Annotated in this window: 21 protein-coding genes and 5 tRNA genes; 8 read left to right on the top strand and 18 right to left on the bottom strand. The window is 63.8% G+C overall.

Going from position 1 to position 19,515, the window contains the following annotated elements:
- Positions 1-67: 67 nt before the first annotated feature.
- Complete coding sequence (locus tag AB5Y50_RS14160) at positions 68-952, bottom strand: LysR substrate-binding domain-containing protein (protein ID WP_010674621.1); 885 nt, start codon at positions 950-952, stop codon at positions 68-70.
- 103 nt (positions 953-1,055) lie between these two features.
- On the opposite strand from AB5Y50_RS14160, the gene AB5Y50_RS14155 reads away from it, so the two are divergent.
- From AB5Y50_RS14155 to AB5Y50_RS14140, 4 genes are all read left to right on the top strand, one after another.
- Positions 1,056-2,036 (top strand): TDT family transporter, encoded by a 981-nt coding sequence (locus AB5Y50_RS14155; RefSeq protein ID WP_029314475.1) that lies wholly within the window; start codon positions 1,056-1,058, stop codon positions 2,034-2,036.
- A 220-nt stretch (positions 2,037-2,256) separates the two neighbouring features.
- On the top strand, positions 2,257-3,246 hold the full coding sequence (locus AB5Y50_RS14150; protein ID WP_010674623.1) for a lipid A biosynthesis (KDO)2-(lauroyl)-lipid IVA acyltransferase: 990 nt from the start codon (positions 2,257-2,259) through the stop codon (positions 3,244-3,246).
- Positions 3,247-3,400: 154 nt separating this feature from the next.
- Positions 3,401-4,396, top strand: a complete 996-nt coding sequence (locus AB5Y50_RS14145; RefSeq protein ID WP_029314477.1) for a lipid A biosynthesis acyltransferase — start codon at positions 3,401-3,403, stop codon at positions 4,394-4,396.
- Between the two features lie 94 nt (positions 4,397-4,490).
- Positions 4,491-5,351, top strand: coding sequence for a PA4780 family RIO1-like protein kinase (locus AB5Y50_RS14140; protein WP_029314478.1), 861 nt, complete (start codon positions 4,491-4,493; stop codon positions 5,349-5,351).
- A gap of 59 nt (positions 5,352-5,410) precedes the next feature.
- Here the strand turns inward: AB5Y50_RS14140 and AB5Y50_RS14135 are convergent, their stop codons facing one another.
- Complete coding sequence (locus AB5Y50_RS14135) at positions 5,411-6,289, bottom strand: pirin family protein (protein WP_010674626.1); 879 nt, start codon at positions 6,287-6,289, stop codon at positions 5,411-5,413.
- Positions 6,290-6,526: 237 nt separating this feature from the next.
- On the opposite strand from AB5Y50_RS14135, the gene AB5Y50_RS14130 reads away from it, so the two are divergent.
- Positions 6,527-8,929, top strand: a complete 2,403-nt coding sequence (locus AB5Y50_RS14130; protein WP_010674627.1) for a DNA polymerase II — start codon at positions 6,527-6,529, stop codon at positions 8,927-8,929.
- A gap of 140 nt (positions 8,930-9,069) precedes the next feature.
- Here AB5Y50_RS14130 and AB5Y50_RS14125 read toward each other — a convergent pair.
- The 7 genes from AB5Y50_RS14125 to AB5Y50_RS14095 all read right to left on the bottom strand — a co-directional run bounded on the left by AB5Y50_RS14125 (position 9,070) and on the right by AB5Y50_RS14095 (position 11,574).
- Positions 9,070-9,146: transfer RNA gene (locus tag AB5Y50_RS14125), tRNA-Val, on the bottom strand.
- A 39-nt stretch (positions 9,147-9,185) separates the two neighbouring features.
- Positions 9,186-9,262, bottom strand: a tRNA-Val gene (locus AB5Y50_RS14120).
- 121 nt (positions 9,263-9,383) lie between these two features.
- A tRNA-Val gene (locus AB5Y50_RS14115) sits at positions 9,384-9,460 on the bottom strand.
- Positions 9,461-9,477: 17 nt separating this feature from the next.
- Positions 9,478-9,554, bottom strand: a tRNA-Val gene (locus AB5Y50_RS14110).
- Between the two features lie 11 nt (positions 9,555-9,565).
- Positions 9,566-9,642 (bottom strand) — tRNA-Val (locus AB5Y50_RS14105).
- 194 nt (positions 9,643-9,836) lie between these two features.
- The gene (locus tag AB5Y50_RS14100) at positions 9,837-11,216 is read right to left on the bottom strand and encodes an MATE family efflux transporter (protein WP_049636401.1); all 1,380 of its coding nucleotides are present in this window, start codon (positions 11,214-11,216) and stop codon (positions 9,837-9,839) included.
- Positions 11,217-11,367: 151 nt separating this feature from the next.
- Positions 11,368-11,574, bottom strand: coding sequence for a YaeP family protein (locus AB5Y50_RS14095; RefSeq protein ID WP_010674629.1), 207 nt, complete (start codon positions 11,572-11,574; stop codon positions 11,368-11,370).
- Between the two features lie 133 nt (positions 11,575-11,707).
- On the opposite strand from AB5Y50_RS14095, the gene AB5Y50_RS14090 reads away from it, so the two are divergent.
- A complete protein-coding gene (locus AB5Y50_RS14090) occupies positions 11,708-12,319 on the top strand; it encodes a riboflavin synthase (RefSeq protein ID WP_039039091.1) in 612 nt (203 codons plus the stop codon).
- A gap of 102 nt (positions 12,320-12,421) precedes the next feature.
- Positions 12,422-12,712 carry a YciI family protein gene (locus tag AB5Y50_RS14085; protein WP_029314482.1) on the top strand — a complete coding sequence of 97 codons (291 nt, stop codon included), beginning with the start codon at positions 12,422-12,424 and terminating at the stop codon, positions 12,710-12,712.
- A gap of 78 nt (positions 12,713-12,790) precedes the next feature.
- On the opposite strand, the gene AB5Y50_RS14080 is transcribed toward AB5Y50_RS14085, so the two are convergent.
- From AB5Y50_RS14080 to AB5Y50_RS14065, 4 genes are all read right to left on the bottom strand, one after another.
- Entirely contained in the window at positions 12,791-12,994 is a 204-nt protein-coding gene (locus AB5Y50_RS14080; protein ID WP_005336871.1) for a CPXCG motif-containing cysteine-rich protein, read from the bottom strand.
- Positions 12,995-13,130: 136 nt separating this feature from the next.
- Positions 13,131-13,790 carry a hexitol phosphatase HxpB gene (gene hxpB, locus AB5Y50_RS14075; RefSeq protein ID WP_049636390.1) on the bottom strand — a complete coding sequence of 220 codons (660 nt, stop codon included), beginning with the start codon at positions 13,788-13,790 and terminating at the stop codon, positions 13,131-13,133.
- Positions 13,791-13,918: 128 nt separating this feature from the next.
- Positions 13,919-15,097, bottom strand: a complete 1,179-nt coding sequence (gene purT, locus AB5Y50_RS14070; RefSeq protein ID WP_368163055.1) for a formate-dependent phosphoribosylglycinamide formyltransferase — start codon at positions 15,095-15,097, stop codon at positions 13,919-13,921.
- Between the two features lie 73 nt (positions 15,098-15,170).
- Entirely contained in the window at positions 15,171-16,061 is an 891-nt protein-coding gene (locus AB5Y50_RS14065; RefSeq protein WP_102949308.1) for a DMT family transporter, read from the bottom strand.
- 226 nt (positions 16,062-16,287) lie between these two features.
- Here AB5Y50_RS14065 and AB5Y50_RS14060 point away from each other — a divergent pair, with 226 nt between their 5' ends.
- Complete coding sequence (locus tag AB5Y50_RS14060; protein WP_039039094.1) at positions 16,288-16,875, top strand: FMN-dependent NADH-azoreductase; 588 nt, start codon at positions 16,288-16,290, stop codon at positions 16,873-16,875.
- Positions 16,876-16,970: 95 nt separating this feature from the next.
- Here the strand turns inward: AB5Y50_RS14060 and AB5Y50_RS14055 are convergent, their stop codons facing one another.
- The 5 genes from AB5Y50_RS14055 to AB5Y50_RS14035 all read right to left on the bottom strand — a co-directional run.
- Entirely contained in the window at positions 16,971-17,150 is a 180-nt protein-coding gene (locus tag AB5Y50_RS14055; protein ID WP_041215220.1) for a hypothetical protein, read from the bottom strand.
- Positions 17,151-17,311: 161 nt separating this feature from the next.
- On the bottom strand, positions 17,312-17,500 hold the full coding sequence (locus tag AB5Y50_RS14050) for a DUF4250 domain-containing protein (protein WP_043155974.1): 189 nt from the start codon (positions 17,498-17,500) through the stop codon (positions 17,312-17,314).
- Positions 17,497-17,967 carry a MarR family winged helix-turn-helix transcriptional regulator gene (locus tag AB5Y50_RS14045; RefSeq protein ID WP_010674639.1) on the bottom strand — a complete coding sequence of 157 codons (471 nt, stop codon included), beginning with the start codon at positions 17,965-17,967 and terminating at the stop codon, positions 17,497-17,499. The genes AB5Y50_RS14050 and AB5Y50_RS14045 overlap by 4 nt, the downstream gene beginning before the upstream one ends.
- A gap of 150 nt (positions 17,968-18,117) precedes the next feature.
- Positions 18,118-19,287: a UPF0149 family protein gene (locus tag AB5Y50_RS14040; protein WP_053288218.1), complete on the bottom strand. Its 1,170-nt coding sequence runs from the start codon at positions 19,285-19,287 to the stop codon at positions 18,118-18,120.
- Between the two features lie 86 nt (positions 19,288-19,373).
- Positions 19,374-19,515 (bottom strand): transposase (locus AB5Y50_RS14035; RefSeq protein ID WP_319861765.1); only part of this gene is annotated, 142 nt, incomplete at its 5' end.

The raw sequence follows: 19,515 nt of genomic DNA, 5'->3' as shown, positions 1-19,515 counted from the left end.
GGTCGAGGGGAGCATCGGCTGAACGACAAGGGCGCCAATGGCGCCCTTGTCGTATCCGAAGGGGTTCTCACGCCAGGGTCTGGGCGCGGCAGAAGGCCAGGAAGCGGCGCAGGGCGACGGAGTGGAACTTCTGCTTGTGCCAGACGAGGGAGAGCTGGCGGGGGAAGCGGCGACTCGGGGTGAGGGCCACCAGGCGCCCCTGTGCCAGCCGGTCCGCCACCGCGAGGCGGGAGATGAAGGAGATGCCGAGCCCCTTCTCCACCGCCAGCATCACCGCCTCCAGGGTATTGAGCTCTATCCCCGCCTGCCAGCGGGGCAGGTGGGGCTGGAGCTGCTGCTCGAACTGCTCGCGGCTGCCGGATTGCGCCTCGCGCAGCACCCAGGTTTCCCCGGCAAGCCGGCGCAGGGGCAGCTCGAGCTGATCCGCCAGGGGGTGACCGGGGGCGGCGATGATGAGCATCTCGTCCTCCAGCCAGGGTTCGCTCACCAGGTCCGGGTGGTGGTTCTCCCCCTCGATGAGGGCGAGATCCAGCTCGAAGTGGGCGAGGGCATGGCACAGGAGGTGGGTGTTGGCGATGGTGACCCTGGGGGCGGCTCCCAGCTCCTGGGCCCCCTCCGCCAGCAGGGCGGGCAGCAGGTAGTTGCCGATGGTCTGGCTGGCCCCGAGGTGCAGCTGGCCGCTCGGCTCGGCATCGGGGCTGAAGAGCTGCTCTATCTCCTGCATCCGGGTCAGCAGCTCCTCGGCGGCCGGTTGCAGCAGGCGCCCCTCGCTGTTGAGCTGAAGCCTCGGGTGCACCCGGTCGAACAGGGGCGTGGCGAGCTGGCGCTCCAGCTCCTGCAGCGACTGGGAGACGGCCCCCTTGCTCAGGCAAAGTTCATTGGCGGCGCCCCCCAGGTTGCCGTGGCGGGCGATGGTGGCAAACACCTTGAGTTGTTGCAGGGTGAGCTTCATATCGTTTGATTTTCCTAAACGCTAAGTTCAATTCATTTAGATATCGTAAACGATAGACCCCCTTTATCCTATGCCCATCGTCATCATCAAGAGGGTATTCGCCATGATCGCAAGAACCCGCCGCTCCCTGGCCGCCGCCCCGACCCCCATGGCCGGTCTGGCTCTGGGGATCGCCAGCCTCGGCTGGTGCTGGGAAAATGCCGGTCAGTTCGATGGCCGTCTGCAACTGCTGGGGGCCGCCATCGCCGCCGTGCTGCTCCTCGTCCTGACCTTCAAGTTTCTGATCCACCCGCGCCTGCTGTGGCAGGATCTCGCCCATCCCGTGGTGGGCAGCGTGGTGCCCACCTACGCCATGGGGACCATGGTGGTCTCCAAGGCGGTCGGCCTGCTCGCCCCGACCCTGGGGCAGGGGCTCTGGCTGTTTGCGGTCATCATCCACCTCGTCTTCCTCGCCACTTTCGTCTGGCACAGGGCCAGAGCGTTCGAAATCCATCACATGGTGCCGAGCTGGTTTGTGCCGCCGGTGGGGATCATCGTGGCTGACGTGGCCTACCCGGGCGGTCCCTTCGCATCCCTGGCCACCGGCCTGCTCTGGTTCGGCATGGCCTGCTACGGCCTGATGCTGCCGCTGATGCTCTATCGCCTCATCTTCAGCCACGAGGTGCCGGATGCCGCCAAGCCCACTATCGCCATCCTGGCCGCCCCGGCGAGCCTGTCGCTGGCCGGCTACCTCACCGTGAGCCAGGATCCCTCCCTGCTGCTGGTGGCGGTGCTGCTCGGGATCGCCGTGCTGATGACCGGCATCATCTACCTGGCCTTCATCAAGCTGCTGCGCCTGCCGTTCTCGCCGGGTTACGCCGCTTTCACCTTCCCCCTGGTGATCGGGGCCACCGCCCTGTTCAAGGTGAGTCACCTGCTGTCGCAGTGGCCGGAGGCGGCCCGCTATGCCGAGCAGCTCCATCAGCTGGCCTATCTGGAGCTGGGGGTGGCCACCCTGGTGGTGGGTTACGTGGCCCTGCGTTACCTGATGTTCTTCCTGCCGGCGGTGCAGGATGACCTGCCGGGGCAGCCCGCACGCCGCTAGGCACAAGGTTTTCATCCCCCCTCGTCATCGACCCCGCCCGTGCGGGGTCTGCCGTTCGTGATGCAGTGACACAGAGGGGAATCAAATGAAGCAGATTAATTTTGTCAATCCGTGAAGTGGCTTAAATAGTTGCCCATACAGGCGACATTCAGTTGGCGTTAACTGGTAATACCTGTCACGATGCGCGCCACTTTATCTTCCCATTGTTTTGTCGTGCCCCATGTCCTCATCTGATCCCGTGTTTGACGCCCGATTCCAGCCTCGTCTGCTGCACCCCCGTTACTGGTTGAGCTGGCTCGCCCTCGGCGCCATCGGTGTGCTCGCCTTCGTGCCCCCGCGCTGGCGGGATCGCCTGGCCGATGCTCTGACGCCCCTGGTATGCGCCATCTCGAAGAAGCAGATCTACATCGCCAGGACCAACCTCGCCATCTGCTTCAAGGAGAAGAGCGAGGCCGAGCGGGAGGCCATCCTGATGACCTCCATCCGGGTCGGCCTCAAGAGCCTGCTGGGCTTTGGCGAGTTCACCTGGCGCAGCCCCGCCCACGTGATGGGGCGGATCCAGGTCAGCGGCTGGGAACATATCGAGGCGGAGCAGGCCGCTGGCCGACCGGTGATCCTGGTGGTGCCCCACAGCTGGCCCATCGACGCGGCGGGCTACTACTTTGCCCAGCGGGGCCTGCCCATGTGCACCATGATGAAGAGCGCCCGCAACCCGGTGTTCGACTGGCACATCAACGGCGCGCGGGCCCGGCACGGCTGCCGCGTCTATGAGCGCAGCGCCGGCATCAAGCCGGTGATCAAGGCGGTGAAATCCGGTCTGAGCTTCTTCTATCTGCCGGATCAGGATCACGGCCGGGAGGCAAGCCTGTTCGCCCCCTTCTTCAACCACCCCAAGGCGACGTTGCCGGCCCTGCCACGGCTGGTGAAGCTGACCGGCGCCCGGGCCCTGCCGGTGCTGGCCTGCTATGACGAGCAGGCGCACGGCTACCGGTTGGAGGTCGAGGCTCCCTACGCCGACTACCCGAGCGGGGATCTGATGGCGGATACCTGCCGCATGAACGACAGCGTGGAGCGCCAGCTCTGCCGCCACCCGGGCCAGTACATGTGGTTCCTCAAGATCTTCGACACCCGTGAGGATCAGGTGGGGCCGGATGGCCTCTACGAAGAGGGGATCCGGCGCATCCGCCGGGGCCTTGCTCCTCACCCCTGAGCCTTGCGCTCACCCGGTGCAAAAATGTGGCCCCAAGCGGGCCACTTTTTATTTCTAACTTGTCTGATCAGTGACTTGGCGCGGGGGCGCTGTGCAGGGCAGGGTAGAAAAAGTTGTCAGGATCACTAAAATGACGCTCTGTTTTGATGATTCGATGGCGACCATGTCCGCACAAGATCCGGTGTTTGACACCTCTTTTCATCCGCGCCTGCTGCACCCCCGTCTGTGGGGCAGCTGGCTGGCCGTCGCTCTGCTCTCCCTGCTGGCCTGGGTGCCGGCAAGGGCACGGGACAAGCTGGCCGACTACCTGGCCCCCCTGCTGCTGCGCGTCTCCAGGAAGCAGGCCTACATCGCCGACACCAACCTCAAGATCTGCTTCCCCCATCTCGACGAGGCGGGCCGTCAGGCCCTGCTGCTGAAATCCATCCGGGTGGGGCTCAAGACCTTCCTGGGCTTTGGCGAGCTGACCTGGCGCAGCCCCGACTTCCTCAAGGGGCGCGTCAAGGTGAGCGGCTGGGAGCACGTGGAGGCGGAGCGGGCAGCCGGTCGCCCCATGATCTTCGTGGTGCCCCACACCTGGGCGGTGGACATGATTGGCCGCTACTTCCCCCTCCAGGGGATCAAGATGTGCACCATGATGAAAAGCCCCAAGGATGCGGTGTTCGACTGGTACATCAACCGCGAGCGCAGCAAGGGTGGGCGTATCTACGAGCGCAGCGTCGGCATCAAGCCCGCCATCAAGGCCCTGCGCAGCGGCGACAGCTTTTTCTATCTGCCGGATCAGGATCACGGCCGGGAGGCGAGCCTCTTCGTGCCCTTCTTCAACCACCCCAAGGCGACCCTGCCGGCCCTGCCCAAGCTGGTGAAGCTGACCGGTGCCCGCGCCGTGCCCATTCTGGCCTGCTACGACGAGGACGAGGGGTGCTACCGGCTGGAGATCGAGGCGCCGTTCGATCCTTATCCCACCGCGGATCTGGTGGCGGACGTCAACCAGATGAACCGCATGGTGGAGCAGCAGCTTGGCCGCTTCCCCGAGCAGTACATGTGGTTTCTCAAGATCTTCGAAACCCAGGAGCACGATCAGGGCGAGGACGGTCTCTACGAGGCGGGGATCCGCCGCATCCGCCAGGGGCTGCCACCGGAACCTTGATCGACACGGCCCCCTTGCGGGCCGTTTCTGACAGGGGTGGCAGGCCACCAGCAAACAGGTGCAAACAAGGTGCAAATAGGGTAAAAGGGCGGTCATGAAAATTCCAAATCGAATCCAACCTCTGGTTGATGACGGCCTGGTGGACGATGTCATCAGCCGGCTGATGAGCGGCAAAGAGGCCGACGTCTATGTGGTGCGCTGCGGCGACGAGATCCGCTGCGCCAAGGTCTACAAAGAGGCGTCAAAGCGCAGCTTCAAGCAGGCCGTGGTCTATCAGGAAGGGCGGCGGGTACGCAGCAGCCGCGATGCCCGCGCCATGGAGAAGGGCTCCAAGTACGGTCGCAAGCAGCACGAAGAGGTGTGGCAGAACACCGAGGTGGATGCCCTGTTCAAGCTGGCGGCGGCCGGGGTGCGGGTGCCCAGGCCCTATGTCTGCCTCGATGGCGTGCTGCTGATGGAGCTCATCACCGACGCCGACGGCAACGTCGCTCCCCGTCTCAACGACGTGGCCCTGACCCGTGAGCAGGCTCTGGTGGATCATGGCAAGGTGATCCGCTACGTGGTGCGCATGCTCTGCGCCGGGCTCATTCACGGGGATCTCTCGGAGTTCAACGTGCTGGTGGACGAAGAGGGGCCCGTCATCATCGACCTGCCCCAGGTGGTGGATGCCGCCGCCAACAACCAGGCCAGGGCCATGCTGGAGCGGGATGTCGACAACATGCGCAACTACTACGGCATGTATGCCCCCGAGCTGCTCAAGACCCGGTATGCCCGGGAGATGTGGTCCTTGTTCGAGGATGGCAAGCTGGGCCCCGAGACCGAGCTCACCGGCCTGTTCGAAGAGAGCCGGGAGGCCATCGATCTGGATGGCGTGCTGCACGAGATAGAGAGTGCCCAGGAGGAGGCCATGGCCCGCCGGGCCAGGTTGCAGGCGGAGCAGGAAGAGGAGTCCTGACGGGCCTTCATTCCAATCAAAAAGAGCGCCATGGGCGCTCTTTTGTTTTGGACCCTGGCTCAGAGCCCGGTCAGGGGTGGCGCCTTGAGACGGGGCCCCTGGTAACCCGTCACCTCGCCAAAGCGCGGATGACCGCTCTCCCAGTCGGCGGCGGCGGTGCGAATGGCCTCCTTGTCGACGCTCACGAAGTTCCACCAGATCTGCAGCGGTTTGGGCAGGGGCTCGCCGCCGATGAGCAGCAGCCGGGCGCCCGGGCGCAGGGTCAGCGCCACCTCCCGGTTGCCGGGGGGCAGGTAGAGCAGCTGCTCCGGGGCCAGGGCCTCCCCTGCGACGATGGTCTCCCCCGCGAGGGGAAAGAGGCCGTGCTCGAAGGCGGGATCCAGGGGAAGGGTGATCTCGCCTCCCTCGGGGGCGTGCAGATCCAGCCCCAGAATGGGGGAGAAGTGCAGGGTGGGGGCGCGCCGGCTGCCGTGCTCGCCGATGAGCAGAGTGAGGGTGATCTCCCCTTGCTGCCAGCGGGGGAGCGTCGGGTAGTGATCGAAGCGGGGCGGGGTATGCTGATCCGCCTCTGGCAGGGCTATCCAGAGCTGGGCGGCGTGCAGATCGGGCTGGTTCGGGACCGACTCCTCCGTGTGGGCGATGCCCCGTCCTGCGGTCATCAGGTTCACCTGGCCCGGACGGATCACCTGCTTGCTGCCCAGGCTGTCCCGGTGGAGGATCTCCCCCTCCAGCATCCAGGTGAAGGTCTGCAGGGCGATGTGGGGGTGGGGCCCCACATCCATGCCGGGGGCGCCGGGGGCAAAGCGGGTCGGGCCGATATGATCGAGAAAACACCAGGGCCCGATGGTGCGCCGCTCCTTGACCGGGATGGCGCGAGCCACCGGGATGCCGCCCACATCGGTGAGGCGGGAGGCAATGCGTTGCCACTGTTGTGTCATGGGGTGCTCCTTGTCGAGGAAAAGGTTGGCGCGCGCAGGCCGCAGCGTCTGCCGGAAGTTGGACATGCCGTCTCGCCCGGTGCCTGTGAGTGATGCCGAGGTTACTATGCCCCAATCCGGCGCCGGATGGCAAAGACGGGGCACAGCGCCTGCCCTGAGGGCCCAGCCCGGCAATTGCAGCCGGGTACTGTATGAACGTACAATAGTCCCATCCCACTCTTGAGCCCGACCACCTGCATGACCGACATCCAGCCCCTCCCTCCCGTGACCCCGCCGCTCGACGGCTTCATCCTGACCCGCCATGGTCGGGATGTGCAGGGGCGTACCGAGATCGTGATGTGGCTCTGGAGCGCACAGGGACCGGTACGGGTGGTGGTGCCGGGGCAGGAGCCGGTCTTCTTCCTCCCGGAACGCCACCTGGAGGAGGCGGCAGAGCTTTTCAAGGGGGCCGGGGTGAGGGGGCGTTTTCGCCGCCTCCCCATGCACACCTTCGAGGGGAGCCGGGTGGTGGGCTGCTACTTTGCCACCCTGAGCGCCTTCCACCGCGCCATCGAGCTGCTGCTCATCCGCGGATTGGAGCACTTCGAGGCGGATGTCCGCCTGCCCGAGCGCTTTCTCATGGAGCGCTTCATCACCGCCGGGATGCGCTTTGACGGCAAGGCGAGGCGAAAGGGGGGCAGGCAGGGTTACTGGGAGGTAAACGAGGCGCGCTGTGCGCCGCAGGCGGTGACGCCGACCCTCTCCTGGGTCTCCCTGGACGTGGAGTGCGCCATGGATGGCACTCTCTTCTCGGTGGGGCTTCATAGCGAAGAGGACGCGCGGGTCATCATGATTGGTGCCCCGGAGCCGGACTCGCAGGACTGGGAGACCCCCGTCGAGTGGGTGGCGGACGAGCCAGCCCTGCTCGGTGCCCTGGAGGGCTGGTTCAGCCTGCACGATCCCGATCTCGTCATCGGCTGGAACGTGGTGAATTTCGACTTTCGCCTGCTGCTGCGCCGCGCCGAACTCCACAAGCGGCGGCTGCGGCTCGGGCGCGGGCGGGAGCTCTGCTTCTGGCGCTCGTCCCGAAACGACCCCCAGAGCGGCAACGTCATCATCCCGGGGCGCATGGTGCTGGACGGCATCGATACCCTCAAGAGCGCCACCTGGCAGTTCCCGAGCTACAGCCTGGATGCGGTGGCGAGCGAGCTGCTCGGGCGGGGCAAGGACATCGAGGACGTGGCCAACCGGGGGGAGAAGATCACCGAGCTGTTCCACTCCGACAAGGAGGCGCTGGCCCGCTACAACCTGGAAGATTGCAGGCTGGTGTGGGAGATCTTCGATTTCTGCCACCTCATCCCCTTCGCCATCGAGCGCGCCTCCCTCACCGGTCTTGAGCTCGACCGGGTGGGCGGGTCGGTGGCGGCGTTCACCAACCTCTATCTGCCACGGCTGCACCGCGGTGGCTATGTGGCGCCCAACCTGCCGGCAGACGGCGGGCTCGCAAGCCCCGGCGGCTATGTGATGGACTCCAAGCCGGGGCTCTATCGCCACGTGCTGGTGCTCGACTTCAAGAGCCTCTATCCCAGCATCATCCGCACCTTCTGCATCGACCCCATGGGGCTGGTGGAGGGGCTCAAACACCCGGATAACGCCATTCCAGGCTTTCGCGGCGCCCTGTTCTCCCGAACCCGCCACTTCCTGCCGGATCTCATCGCCACCCTCTGGGCGGCGCGGGATCGGGCCAAGGCCGCCAGTAACAAGGCCCTCTCCCAGGCCATCAAGATCATCATGAACTCCTTCTACGGGGTGCTGGGGTCGGGGGGCTGCCGCTTCTATGACCCGAGGCTCGCCTCCTCCATCACCTTGCGGGGCCACGGCATCATGCAGCAGACCCGGGAGTGGATAGAGGCAGAAGGGTTCGAGGTGATCTATGGGGACACCGACTCCACCTTCGTGCACCTGGGGAGCGATATCCGTCTCGAACAGGCGGACGAGATTGGCCAGCGACTGGCGAAGATGATCAACGACAACTGGGCCGCGCTGATAAGGCGGGAGTTCGACCTGCCGAGCCATCTGGAGATCCAGTACGAGACCCACTACCGCCGTTTCCTGATGCCCACCATTCGCGGGCTGGAGAAGGGGAGCAAGAAACGCTATGCGGGACTGGTGGGCGAAGGGGAAGGGGAGCACCTGGTGTTCAAGGGGCTGGAGACGGTGCGCACCGACTGGACACCCCTTGCCAAGGCATTCCAGACCCGGCTCTACGAAATGGTGTTCCACGACCAGGATCCCAGCAGTTATGTGCGCACCATGGTGGACGAGACCCGGGCCGGCCGTCACGACGATCTGCTCATCTACCGCAAGCGGCTGCGCCAGAAACTCGAGGAGTATCAGAAGAACGTGCCGCCCCATGTGCGGGCGGCGCGCCTGGCGGATGAGGAGAATCTGCGCCGCGGCCTGCCCCAGCGTTATCAGCACAGGGGCACCATCGCCTACCTGATGACCCTGAACGGCCCCGAGCCTTTGGAGTACCGGCGCAGCGCCGTCGACTACGAGCACTACATCGACAAGCAGCTCAGGCCCATCGCCGACGCCATCCTTCCCTTTGTGGGGGAGTCGTTCGAGCGGATCTGCGGCCAGCAGCTCGATCTCTTCTGACGAAGCGAGGTAAACGCGGCGGCCATGGCACGACAATGGCGGCCCGTGGGCCAGAGGGGACAGGAGGCAGATGACGGGGGAGAGCGGATGTCAGAGCCGACCAATGCAAAAAGCCCGCTATCAAGCGGGCTTTTCAAATCTGGTGCGTCCTAGTGGATTCGAACCACCGACCCCCACCATGTCAAGGTGATGCTCTAACCAGCTGAGCTAAGGACGCAGGGTGCGCAAGGCGACTTTGTGTGTCATTGCAGGGGAGTGGTGGGTTTAATTGGATTCGAACCAACGACCCCTACCATGTCAAGGTAGTGCTCTAACCAACTGAGCTATAAACCCACATCTGTGTTCAACCGGATTCGAACCAACGACATTGCCTACGCCATGTCAAAGTACTGTTCTAACCGACTGAGCTTTAGACCCACATCAAATTCATATCTGCAATTTATTCAAACTGTTATGGTGCGTCCTAGTGGATTCGAACCACCGACCCCCACCATGTCAAGGTGGTGCTCTAACCAGCTGAGCTAAGGACGCATAACAGGGTTTCGTGATGGTGAGTCCTAGTGGATTCGAACCACCGACCCCCACCATGTCAAGGTGGTGCTCTAACCAGCTGAGCTAAGGACGCATCACGAAAAGTGGTGGGTTTAATTGGATTCGAACCAACGACCCCTACCATGTCAAGGTAGTGCTCTAACCAACTGAGCTATAAACCCACTTCATAAACCGGGTTGAAAACCCGTTTTATCCCGCCAGCACTGCTGGCGTGGTCGGCATACTACCCATGGCCCCCAAGGCTGTCAACAAGGGACATGCACAAAGGAGACTGTTTGCCCAGTTCTTGTGCAGCCTGTTGATTTTACAGGCGAGCCGCCCCAAAAGTGCGGCTCCCCGTGCCCCTGGCCGCGCCCTATTGCGCCCGGGAGAGGGCGGTGCAGGCTGCGGGGCTGGCGAAGCGGCCGTAGATGACGCGCAGCCGTGCGCCCAGCATCAGGGCGGCGGAGGTGAGACCGACGATGAAGCCTATCCAGAAGCCCTGCGGGCCCATGCGCGGTACCACCCAGTCGGTCAGCCCCAGGATCATGCCGGTGGGCAGACCCAGCCCCCAATAGGCGACGATGGTGACGTAGAAGATGGCCTGGGTATCCTTGTAACCGCGCAGGGCCGCCGCGGCCACCACCTGTACAGAATCGGAGATCTGGTAGATGGCGGCGAAGAAGAGCAGGGTGGCGGCGAGGCCGATCACCTGCAGGTCGTCGGTGTAGATCCCCGCGATGGGGTCGCGCAGCAGCACGGTGAGGGCGGCGGTTGCGGCGGCGACTCCCATGCCCAGCATCAGGCCGGTGCGGGCGGCGACCCTGGCCTGATCCGGTTGACCTTCCCCTATGTTGTGACCGACCCGGATGGTCACGCCGACACCAATGGACAGGGGCAGCATGAAGACCAGGCTGGAGAAGTTGAGCGCAATCTGGTGACTCGCCACCGTCTCCGCGCCGAAGGGTGCCAGCATCAGGGCCACCACGGTAAACAGGGTCACCTCGCAGAAGATGGCCATGGCGATGGGAAACCCCAGGCGGAACAGGCGCCAGATCCGGCTGCCGTTGGGGCGTGCCAGTTGGGCGAACAGGTTGATGCGCTTGAAGTGGGCAGAGCACTTCACATAGACGATCATCGCCAGCAGCATGGCCCAGAGCACGATGGCAGTGGCCACGCCGCAGCCGACGCCGCCGAGTTTCGGCATGCCAAAGTGGCCGTGAATGAAGATGTAGTTGGCGGGGATGTTGACCGCGAGCCCCACGAAACCGATAACCATGGTCGGCATGGTGTGGGAGAGCCCCTCACTGAAGTTGCGCAGCACCTGGAACATCACGAAGGCGGGCAGGCCCCACAGGATGGCGTGCAGGTAGCCGGCAGTCTTGGCCGCCATGACGGGATCCACATCCATGAACTGCAGTGCCAGGGGGCTGAAGTAGAGTGCCACCATGGCGATGGGCGTGACGATGAGGGCGAGCCAGAAGCCCTGGTGCGCGGCGGGGCGCACCTCGTCCTGCTTGCGGGCGCCGTTGAGCTGGGAAACGATGGGGGTGAGGGCCATGATGATGCCCTGCACCAGCAAGATGATCGGCAACCAGAAGCTGGACGCCACCGACACGGCGGCAAGATCCACGGCGCTCACCTGTCCCGCCATCACGGTATCGACGAAGTTCATGGCGATCTGGGCCACCTGGGCGACCAGAATGGGGCTGGCTAGACGAACGAGCTGCTTCGCCTCGGACCAATAACGTTGCACTGACACCTCCGAGTGGATCAGATAAAAGAGAAAGAGCGGACAAGAGAGATGGGCTTCTGCCTCCTCGTCCTGAGGAGACAAAATGCGGGGGTGTCATTCTAGCCTGAAAAACCGCCAACGGGGAAGGTCGGCGGCAGATTTGTAGCAGGGATCAGGCGTCTTCGTGATCGCTGATCAGCAGGTTGGCCGCGGCATAGGCCGCCTGCTCGCGCAGATCCGCTGGTACCCGCTCGTCGGAGGCCACGGCGTTGAGCGCCCGTATGCTGGCGGCAATGGCCTGGGGCACATAACCCTGCTCACCGGAGCCAATCTGGTTGTAGGCGATGCGAATGGCTTCACAGCATTGATATACCTGCATTTTTGTTTCCTCGTTCAGTCTGGATTGATTGGGGTCACTATAGCGATCGCGCTTCTCCTTGTCAGCCGGCACCCTTGTCTTGCAAGGTGGCCGGGGGTAACCTGCCGACAATTTTCACAGCCTGGAGAGACTCATGTTCACCGGCATCGTACAAGGGACCGCCGAACTGGTGGCCATCGATTCACTGCCCAATTTTCGCACCCACGTGATCCGCATGCCGAGCCCGGCCTGGGGCGAGGGGCTGGCCCTGGGGGCCTCGGTAGCCCACAACGGCTGCTGCCTGACCGTCACCCGGGTGGAGGGGGATCTGGTCAGCTTCGATCTGATGCAGGAGACTCTGCGCCTCACCAACCTTGGGCAACTGGTGGTGGGTGACAAGGTCAACGTGGAGCGGGCCGCCCGCTTTGGGGACGAGATTGGCGGCCATGCCATGTCCGGCCACATCATGGGGACGGCCGAGGTGACCTCGGTCATCGACACCCCCAACAACCGCCAGGTGTGGTATCGCCTCGATCCTGCGCTCATGAAGTACGTGCTGACCAAGGGCTACATCGGCATCGATGGCATCAGCCTCACCGTGGGCGAGGTGCGCGCCAGCGAGTTCTGCGTCAACCTGATCCCCGAGACCCTGGCCCGCACCAACCTGGGCTGGGTCAAGGCCGGCTGGCGGACCAACATCGAGATTGACCCCCAGACCCAGGCCATCGTCGACACGGTGGAGCGGGTGCTGGCGGCGCGCCAGTAACCACCTGAGCGCTGCCCCCAGGGTTCGAAGAGGAGGGTGGCATCACGGGAAAGGCGTCCTCTTGTGGAAGAGGCGCCGCCCCAGGGCCTTGGAGACTTCTCTATGTTTGTCGTGACATTGACTTATGTGAAACCGCTGGCGGAGATCGATGCCCTGATCCCGGCCCACATTGCGTGGCTGGAGCGGCAGTATGCCGCAGGCCATTTTCTGGCGTCCGGGCGTCGGGTACCCCGAGTCGGGGGCGTCATACTGGCGCAGGGAGTGAGCCGAGACGCCCTGGAGGCGATGCTGGCAGAGGATCCCTTCAAGCAGGCAGAGGCGGCCGATTATCAGGTGGTGGAGTTTGTTCCGACCATGACGTCGGCGAAGGCGGCGTGCTTGAGGGAGGCGTGATCCAGCCTGACGATGGCACCAGAACAAACGGGACCCACAGGGTCCCGTTTGTTTTTGTCTGTGTCTGGACAGGGGGATTCAGAACAGCTGCTCGTCGTCGGCATCCACGAAGAGTTGCAGGCAGTCGCGGGCTTCATCCCGGTGCAGCCGCAGGTGGATGGGGTTGCAGCAGGCCATGCAATCTTCGTAGAACTCCTGATCCCCCTGGCTGGCATCCAGCTCGACCCGGGTGTGGTGGCCGCAGTGGGGGCAGACGATACGCTTGCTGGTGTATTCGATCATGGTGACCTCCTCGGGCCCGTGGGCCGTCTCTGTGCTCCTGCTGATTCTAGTCGCCACAGGACGGCGCAACCGCGAGCAAGCGCACGTTTATGAGCGGGCTCAAGGGAGGCAGGAGGTCAGTCCGCCAGGGTGCTGCCTACTTGACCCAGCCGGCCAGCATCTCTGCGTTCAGCTCGGCAAGAGATCGCAGCTCGTGGTTGGCGATGGCCAGACGGGGATCGCCGACCAGCGCCGGGTCCGGCACGATCAGCGCCGTCATGGCGGCTGCCTTGGCCGCCAGCAGGCCGGTGAAGCTGTCCTCGATGGCGAGACAGTGCACAGGCTCGACGCCGAGCTTCTCGGCGGCGTGGATATAGACATCCGGGTGGGGTTTGCCAAAGCGCTCCACTTCGGCGGAGTGGACCGCCATGAAACGGTCCTGGATGCCGAGTTTGCCGAGCACCGCCTCGACCATGGCAAACGGGGAGGAGGTGGCGAGCCCGATCTTGAGCCCTTGGGCCTCGATGAGGTCGAGCGCTTCCAGCACCCCGGCCTTGGGCTGTCCCTCTTGCAGGATGAGCGCGATCACCTGATCCAGGATGCGCTGTACTACCTCTTCCTGGCTGGGGCTGCTCCAGGGGCGGATCCGGTACCAGTGGGCCACCAGCTGATCGATGCGCACCCCTATGGTGGAGTTGCAGTCCTCCTCGGTGTGGAAGTGGCCCAGTTCGGCGAAGACGGCCATCTGTGCCCGTTGCCAGAAGGGTTCCGAGTCGATCAGAACACCATCCATATCGAAGATCACGGCAGTTAACATCTTGTACTCCTGACATAGGTGAAGGGGGGATTATAAGCCCGGTGCTTCAATGGGAAAGGGGCAGTCACCTGCCCCTTGCGCCGGATCACGCAGATAAACGTTTGTTTTTGCGTGGTAAAGCGGAGTGCCTAGAACAGTACCTCGACTTGGGCTGCCACCGTCTTGGCCTGCTCCACGGCTTCCTGGCAATCCTGCCCACGGGCGAGCGCCACCCCGAGGCGACGACGACCGGCGATCTCCGGCTTGCCAAAGAGACGCAACTGGGCACCGGGCACCAGGGCCAGTGCCTCGCCGATCCCCTGATAGCGGATATCCTGGCTGTGGCCTTCCCGCAGCACCACGGCAGAGGCGCTCGGGCCGTACTGGGTGATGGTGCCGACGGGCAGCCCCAGGATGGCGCGCACGTGCAGGGCGAACTCGGAGAGATCCTGGGAGATCAGGGTCACCATGCCGGTGTCGTGGGGGCGGGGGGAGACTTCGCTGAACCACACCTCGTCACCCCTGATGAAGAGCTCGACCCCGAACAGACCGTAGCCGCCAAGGGCTTCGACCACCTTGGCCGCCACCTCCTTGGAGCGGGCCAGGGCCAGCTCGCTCATGGCCTGGGGCTGCCAGGATTCGCGGTAGTTGCCATCCTCCTGGCGATGGCCGATAGGCTCGCAGAAGTGGATGCCATCGACGGCGCGCACCGTGAGCAGGGTGATCTCGTACTCGAAAGGAACGAAGCCTTCGACAATCACCTTGCCACGACCGGCACGGCCCCCCTCCTGGGCATAGGTCCAGCTTTCATCCAGCTTGGCGAGATCGCGCAGCAGGCTCTGCCCCTTGCCGGAGGAGCTCATCACCGGTTTGACCACGCAGGGGAGGCCGATGGCCTCGACGGCGGCCACAAACTCCTCCTTGCTCTGGGCAAAGCGGTAGGCAGAGGTGGGCAGCCCCAGGGTTTCGGCGGCGAGGCGACGGATCCCCTCCCGGTTCATGGTGAGCTGGGTGGCGCGGGCATTGGGCACCACCTTGACCCCTTCCTGCTCCAGGGCGGCCAGGGTGTCGGTGGCGATGGCTTCAATCTCGGGGATGATGAGGTCGGGCTTGACCTCGGCCACCAGGGCGTGCAGGGCGGCACCATCCAGCATGTCCAGCACGCGGGCCTGGTGGGCCACCTGCATGGCGGGGGCGTTGGCATAGCGGTCGGCGGCGATCACCTCGATACCGAGCCGCTGCAGCTCGATGGCGACCTCCTTGCCGAGTTCGCCTGATCCCAGCAGCAGGGCGCGGGTCGCAGTGGGGCGGGTGGCGGTTCCAAACATCTGATCTCTCCTGAGGTCGGTGGTCAGCAGGGCTGATCCGGGTGAGCAAAAAAAGAGGCACGCATGGCGTACCTCAGGAAGTGGGTGGGTGGGCGCGCTGCTCCAGATGGGTGAGCAGGGTGATGGCGCCGATGATGATGGCCGCCCCCAGCCACAAGCGACCGGGGGGCGCCCAGCCAAATACCAGCCAGCCGCCCAGCACGTTCATGGGCAGCTTGGCAAAATCAAAAGGTTGCACGAAGGAGGCCTCCGCCACGCTGTAGGCGCGGGCGATGGACATCTGGGCCAGTGCCGACAGTACGCCCGAGGCGGCCACCAGCAGCCACTGGGTTTCGCTCGGCCACTGCCATTCAGGGATCGCCAGCATGGCGTTGAACGGGGTGCTGAAGACGAGCAGGTAGACGACGATGGTGTGGGACGACTCGCTGGCCGCCTGATAGCGCACCAGCAAGGAGTAGCCTGCCCAGAAGAGGGCGGCCGCCACCGGCAGCAGGGAGGCCAGGGTGAAGTCGTCGGTCCAGGGGGCCAGGATCAGCATGGCGCCGACAAACCCCGCCAGGGTCGCGAGAATGCGGGCCCGGCTCACCTGCTCTTTGAGAAAGAGGGCTGATCCCAGGGTGGCAAACAGGGGGGAGGTCATCAAGAGCGCGATCCCCTGCCAGATGGGGACGGGGACCGCCAGGGCCCAGAGCCAGAACTGGATGCCGGTCACCGCCAGGGCGACCCGCAGCAGGTGCAGGCGCTGCTGGTTCGTCATCAGGGACTGGCGCAGACCGTGGCGCACCAGCCAGGGCAGCAGGCAGACCAGGGCTATCAGATATTGGTGAAAGGCGACCTGGGTCGAGGGGAGGCCGAGCGTGAAGCTGACATACTGGCTCAGGCTGTTGACGGCGGCGAAGCAGAGGCCTGCCACCATCATCCAGACGGCGCCGGCAAAGGGGGAGTGCCTGCGGGAGGAGGTCATGAGATCCGGATCACGTACAAAAAGTGCGGCGGATCATAACGGCAATCGTTTGTCATGCCAAGGGTGCGGAGTTTGATGAGCCCCTCTCTGTCGAGGAAATGCACAGACATCAAATTTTTTGAATGACTTGAGCATCTATTTTCGCTATCAGGCTTTAATGCCAGTCTTTATAGTGACCTCCATCGACAGCCTGGCTGTTCAATTGACAATCAAATGGAGTTTCACCATGGCCAATATCCTCGTTCTGAAGTCCAGCATCCTGGGCCAGTATTCCCAATCCAACGCCCTGATCGACGGCTACCTGGCCGAGCGCCAGGGTGACACCATCCAGGTACGCGATCTGGCGACCCTGAACCTGCCGGTGCTGGACGGCGAACTGGCCATGGGCCTGCGTGGTGGCGAGAACCTGAACGAGCGTCAGCAAGCGGTGCTGGCGCAGTCCGACGAGCTGGTCGCCGAGCTCAAGGCGAGCGATCTGGTGATCATCGCGGCCCCCATGTACAACTTCAACATCCCGACCCAGCTGAAAAACTGGATCGATCTGGTGGCCCGTGCCGGCGTAACCTTCCGTTACACCGAGACCGGTCCGGTCGGCCTGGTGGAGAACACCCGCGCCCTGGTGGTCAGCCCCCGTGGCGGCATGCACGTGGGCAATGCCACCGACCTGGTGACCCCCTACATGCGTACCGTGCTGGGCTTCATCGGCATCAACGAAGTGGACTTCATCTATGCCGAAGGCATGGGCATGGGGCCGGAGGCGCAAGCCAAGGGGATCGAGCAGGCCAAGGAGCAGCTGGAAACCCTGGCTTACTGATGCCACTCGGGGTCTTGGCCCCCAGTATCCTGAAACAACAACGCAGCCCTCGGGCTGCGTTGTTGTTTTTGCTCAGGCATCACGCTCTGGCGTCGTTATTCGCGCAGGAAGTGGCGGCAGCCGCTGCCGACCATCAGAAAGACCGCCACCAGGGAGGCCAGCAGCAGGGTGGTGAGCCACTGCTCGGCGCTGCTGGGGACCTGGGGGAGGAAGAGGCTGATCACCAGCAATGTGCAGAGGGTGATCAGGCTGGTTGGTCGAATGAGGCGCATCATGGGTCATCCTTGGCTGCGGGTGGTGAACGAGAGGCTAACCGCGGTCTGTGACAACAAGATGTATCCATACCTCTTGCGAACATCAACGGACCGGGTAGCCACCACCTTAGCAGCTTTTGCCGACGGAGCCAGCGGCATGGGTCGGGTTGTGATCCGGATCCCTATCTGAACTGCTTCTGATCTTCCTGATAGTGAAAATCGCCACTGGCCAGCCTGGCAACCAGGGCCTCTTTATCGAGATCCTGCGCCCGGCAGAGATCATCGAGATCCTCGTAGTGATCACGCAGCTGCATGTTGACCAGGCTCAGCAGCATGTTGACATCCATGGTGGCAAAGTTGTTCAGCTTCATGAGGGTTGCTCGTTGTCCAGCAGGTGAAGTTGTTCGATGGCATCGCTGACGCTCTGCAGGTGCAGGCGAATGCTCTGGCGCGCCTCGGCCGGCAGATAGTCGGTGAGGGTGTGCTGCCAGCTTCCCGCCTCCGTCTTGAGCTGCTGGAACAGGGTGAGCCCCGCCGGGGTGAAGGAGACCAGGCTGATGCGCTTGTCCTGCACGCTGTTCTCGGTGAACAGGATGCCTTTCTCCACCAGACGATGGATCTCGCGGGAGATCCGTACCTTGTCCATGCCGCTCGCCTCCACCAGTTCCTTCTGGCTGATGGGGTAGTGGGGGCCGAGCACCATCATCAGGCGCCACTGGGGTACGGTGAGTTGGTACCGCTGCTGATAAAACTGTTCAAAGGTATCGCGCACCATCTCAGCGGCGTGAACCAGCTGATAAGGAGGGTAGTGCGCGAGCAGCTCAATGATCTTCGACATATGACATCCTGCTGTGGCGGCTGCATCGGGTGCAGTTTCTCTTGATACTTTGGCCTTGATGATACGTAACACAGGGGCATTTGTCTGACCAGTCACCAGAAAAATGTGCGTTTGCGCACGTGTTCTGTCATCGAATCGGCAATTGGGGTCTCAACTGGCCTGCTTGCCCGCACTCTTTCGCAGCCATATCAAAGCGTTGTGGGTCAGCCAGGCCTCGCGACTCTGCAAGGCGTAGAGCGCCGCCTCGTCACGGCTGCCTCCCTGCCAGCGGCGAGGCTCCTGCTTGGGCAAGCGGCGCTGGCCCAGCAAAGTGGCGGGCACATGGGGATTGACCCCCATTGCCGCCGCCAGATGAGGGCGCGCCGCCGTTTCCCCTTCGCAGACAAAGCTCATCAAGGCCTTGTTGTAGAGCAGCCAGCAGGAGGCTTCATCAAAGCGCACCAGCAGTTGTTGCAGGGCATCCCACTCCCCTTGCCAGGCATAGAGGGTGGAGAGGGGGTGGCGGCAAGCGGGCTCGTCGGCGCGGCAGAGTGCGAGCAGGGCCAGGTACTCATCCCGTGCCTGCCCAAGCTGCCCAAGTCGCAGCAGGCAATCGGCTCGACCGGCCCTGGCCGCGATCAGAGGGCGTGCCTCGGGGACCTGCCAGCCATGGCCCGCGTGGGCTTGCCAGAATGCCTCATCGAACAGGAGGTTGGCATCGGCAATGATGCGCTCGAACCAGCCAAGGCGAGCGAGGGGATCGCGGCTCTCTGCCGCCAGCTCGAACCACTGCTGCCACTGGCGAGTCTGCTCGTTGTCCAGGGACGGGCTCTCTTCAGGCTCGGCCTCGTAGTGATCCTGGCCGAGCAGGAGGTTGAGGGCCGTCTTCATCTGCTGGCGTTGACGCTTGCAAAAATCGAGGAAGGGGAGCTCGCTGGCCGCAGCCTGGTGCAGCATCATGGCCATGGGCTTGTCGCGAAACAGGCAGAGCTCGGCCACCAGGCTGAAGCGATGGCGGGTCGCCGGATCGTTCAGATCGGTCGGCGCCGGCCAGCAGGCCACCCCCTGACTGAAGCCATAGCTCCATTGGCCCAGAGGATGGCGCTTGTCAAACACCTGCTCCGGGTTGTCGGTAGAGAGGCGACACTGGCTCGGCAGGGCCAGCTGCGCGTCGTCGGCCTGGGCTTCCAGCTCGGCGATCAGGTGATGCAGCGCCTCGGCACTCTTCTCGTCCAGCGCTGCATCATGAGGCAGCAGGCCGGCCAGCGGATCTTGCCAGTCGGGGGCAACGGGCCCCGCCAGACGGGCGCACAGGAAGCCGTGCAGGGCGGGGTAACTCATCTCCTGCTGGCTGTGGGTCTGGATCCATCTTAAATGCGAAAGGGGACTCCCTCCGACGTAGGTGGGAGGGGAATTTCGCCGGGGCGTCAGCCCCGCTGGTTTTGAATGTATTGCTTGATCACCTCCAACGGTGCTCCGCCGCAAGAGCCCGCAAAGTAAGAGCGTGACCAGAGTACGGGTTTGCTGTAAGCACCTCTCAAGTCCAGAAATTCATTACGCAGTCGCCTT

The organism is Aeromonas sp. s6, from assembly GCF_040907815.1.
In the GTDB taxonomy this organism is placed as follows: domain Bacteria; phylum Pseudomonadota; class Gammaproteobacteria; order Enterobacterales; family Aeromonadaceae; genus Aeromonas; species Aeromonas caviae.
The sequence above is the reverse complement of the archived record's forward strand: the minus strand, read 5'-3'. Positions and strand labels throughout refer to the sequence as shown.

What these genes read in the sequence shown, in the direction of transcription:
- AB5Y50_RS14135 (WP_010674626.1), bottom strand. Translation starts at nt 6,289, where the DNA reads ATGACACAACAGTGGCAACGCATTGCCTCCCGCCTCACCGATGTGGGC.
- AB5Y50_RS14080 (WP_005336871.1), bottom strand. Translation starts at nt 12,994, where the DNA reads ATGATCGAATACACCAGCAAGCGTATCGTCTGCCCCCACTGCGGCCAC.
- AB5Y50_RS14040 (WP_053288218.1), bottom strand. Translation starts at nt 19,287, where the DNA reads ATGAGTTACCCCGCCCTGCACGGCTTCCTGTGCGCCCGTCTGGCGGGG.
- AB5Y50_RS14050 (WP_043155974.1), bottom strand. Translation starts at nt 17,500, where the DNA reads ATGAAGCTGAACAACTTTGCCACCATGGATGTCAACATGCTGCTGAGC.
- AB5Y50_RS14150 (WP_010674623.1), top strand. Translation starts at nt 2,257, where the DNA reads ATGTCCTCATCTGATCCCGTGTTTGACGCCCGATTCCAGCCTCGTCTG.
- AB5Y50_RS14065 (WP_102949308.1), bottom strand. Translation starts at nt 16,061, where the DNA reads ATGACCTCCTCCCGCAGGCACTCCCCCTTTGCCGGCGCCGTCTGGATG.
- AB5Y50_RS14155 (WP_029314475.1), top strand. Translation starts at nt 1,056, where the DNA reads ATGATCGCAAGAACCCGCCGCTCCCTGGCCGCCGCCCCGACCCCCATG.
- AB5Y50_RS14045 (WP_010674639.1), bottom strand. Translation starts at nt 17,967, where the DNA reads ATGTCGAAGATCATTGAGCTGCTCGCGCACTACCCTCCTTATCAGCTG.
- AB5Y50_RS14095 (WP_010674629.1), bottom strand. Translation starts at nt 11,574, where the DNA reads ATGCAGGTATATCAATGCTGTGAAGCCATTCGCATCGCCTACAACCAG.
- AB5Y50_RS14160 (WP_010674621.1), bottom strand. Translation starts at nt 952, where the DNA reads ATGAAGCTCACCCTGCAACAACTCAAGGTGTTTGCCACCATCGCCCGC.
- AB5Y50_RS14090 (WP_039039091.1), top strand. Translation starts at nt 11,708, where the DNA reads ATGTTCACCGGCATCGTACAAGGGACCGCCGAACTGGTGGCCATCGAT.
- AB5Y50_RS14055 (WP_041215220.1), bottom strand. Translation starts at nt 17,150, where the DNA reads ATGATGCGCCTCATTCGACCAACCAGCCTGATCACCCTCTGCACATTG.
- AB5Y50_RS14130 (WP_010674627.1), top strand. Translation starts at nt 6,527, where the DNA reads ATGACCGACATCCAGCCCCTCCCTCCCGTGACCCCGCCGCTCGACGGC.
- AB5Y50_RS14060 (WP_039039094.1), top strand. Translation starts at nt 16,288, where the DNA reads ATGGCCAATATCCTCGTTCTGAAGTCCAGCATCCTGGGCCAGTATTCC.
- purT (WP_368163055.1), bottom strand. Translation starts at nt 15,097, where the DNA reads ATGTTTGGAACCGCCACCCGCCCCACTGCGACCCGCGCCCTGCTGCTG.
- hxpB (WP_049636390.1), bottom strand. Translation starts at nt 13,790, where the DNA reads ATGTTAACTGCCGTGATCTTCGATATGGATGGTGTTCTGATCGACTCG.
- AB5Y50_RS14145 (WP_029314477.1), top strand. Translation starts at nt 3,401, where the DNA reads ATGGCGACCATGTCCGCACAAGATCCGGTGTTTGACACCTCTTTTCAT.
- AB5Y50_RS14085 (WP_029314482.1), top strand. Translation starts at nt 12,422, where the DNA reads ATGTTTGTCGTGACATTGACTTATGTGAAACCGCTGGCGGAGATCGAT.
- AB5Y50_RS14140 (WP_029314478.1), top strand. Translation starts at nt 4,491, where the DNA reads ATGAAAATTCCAAATCGAATCCAACCTCTGGTTGATGACGGCCTGGTG.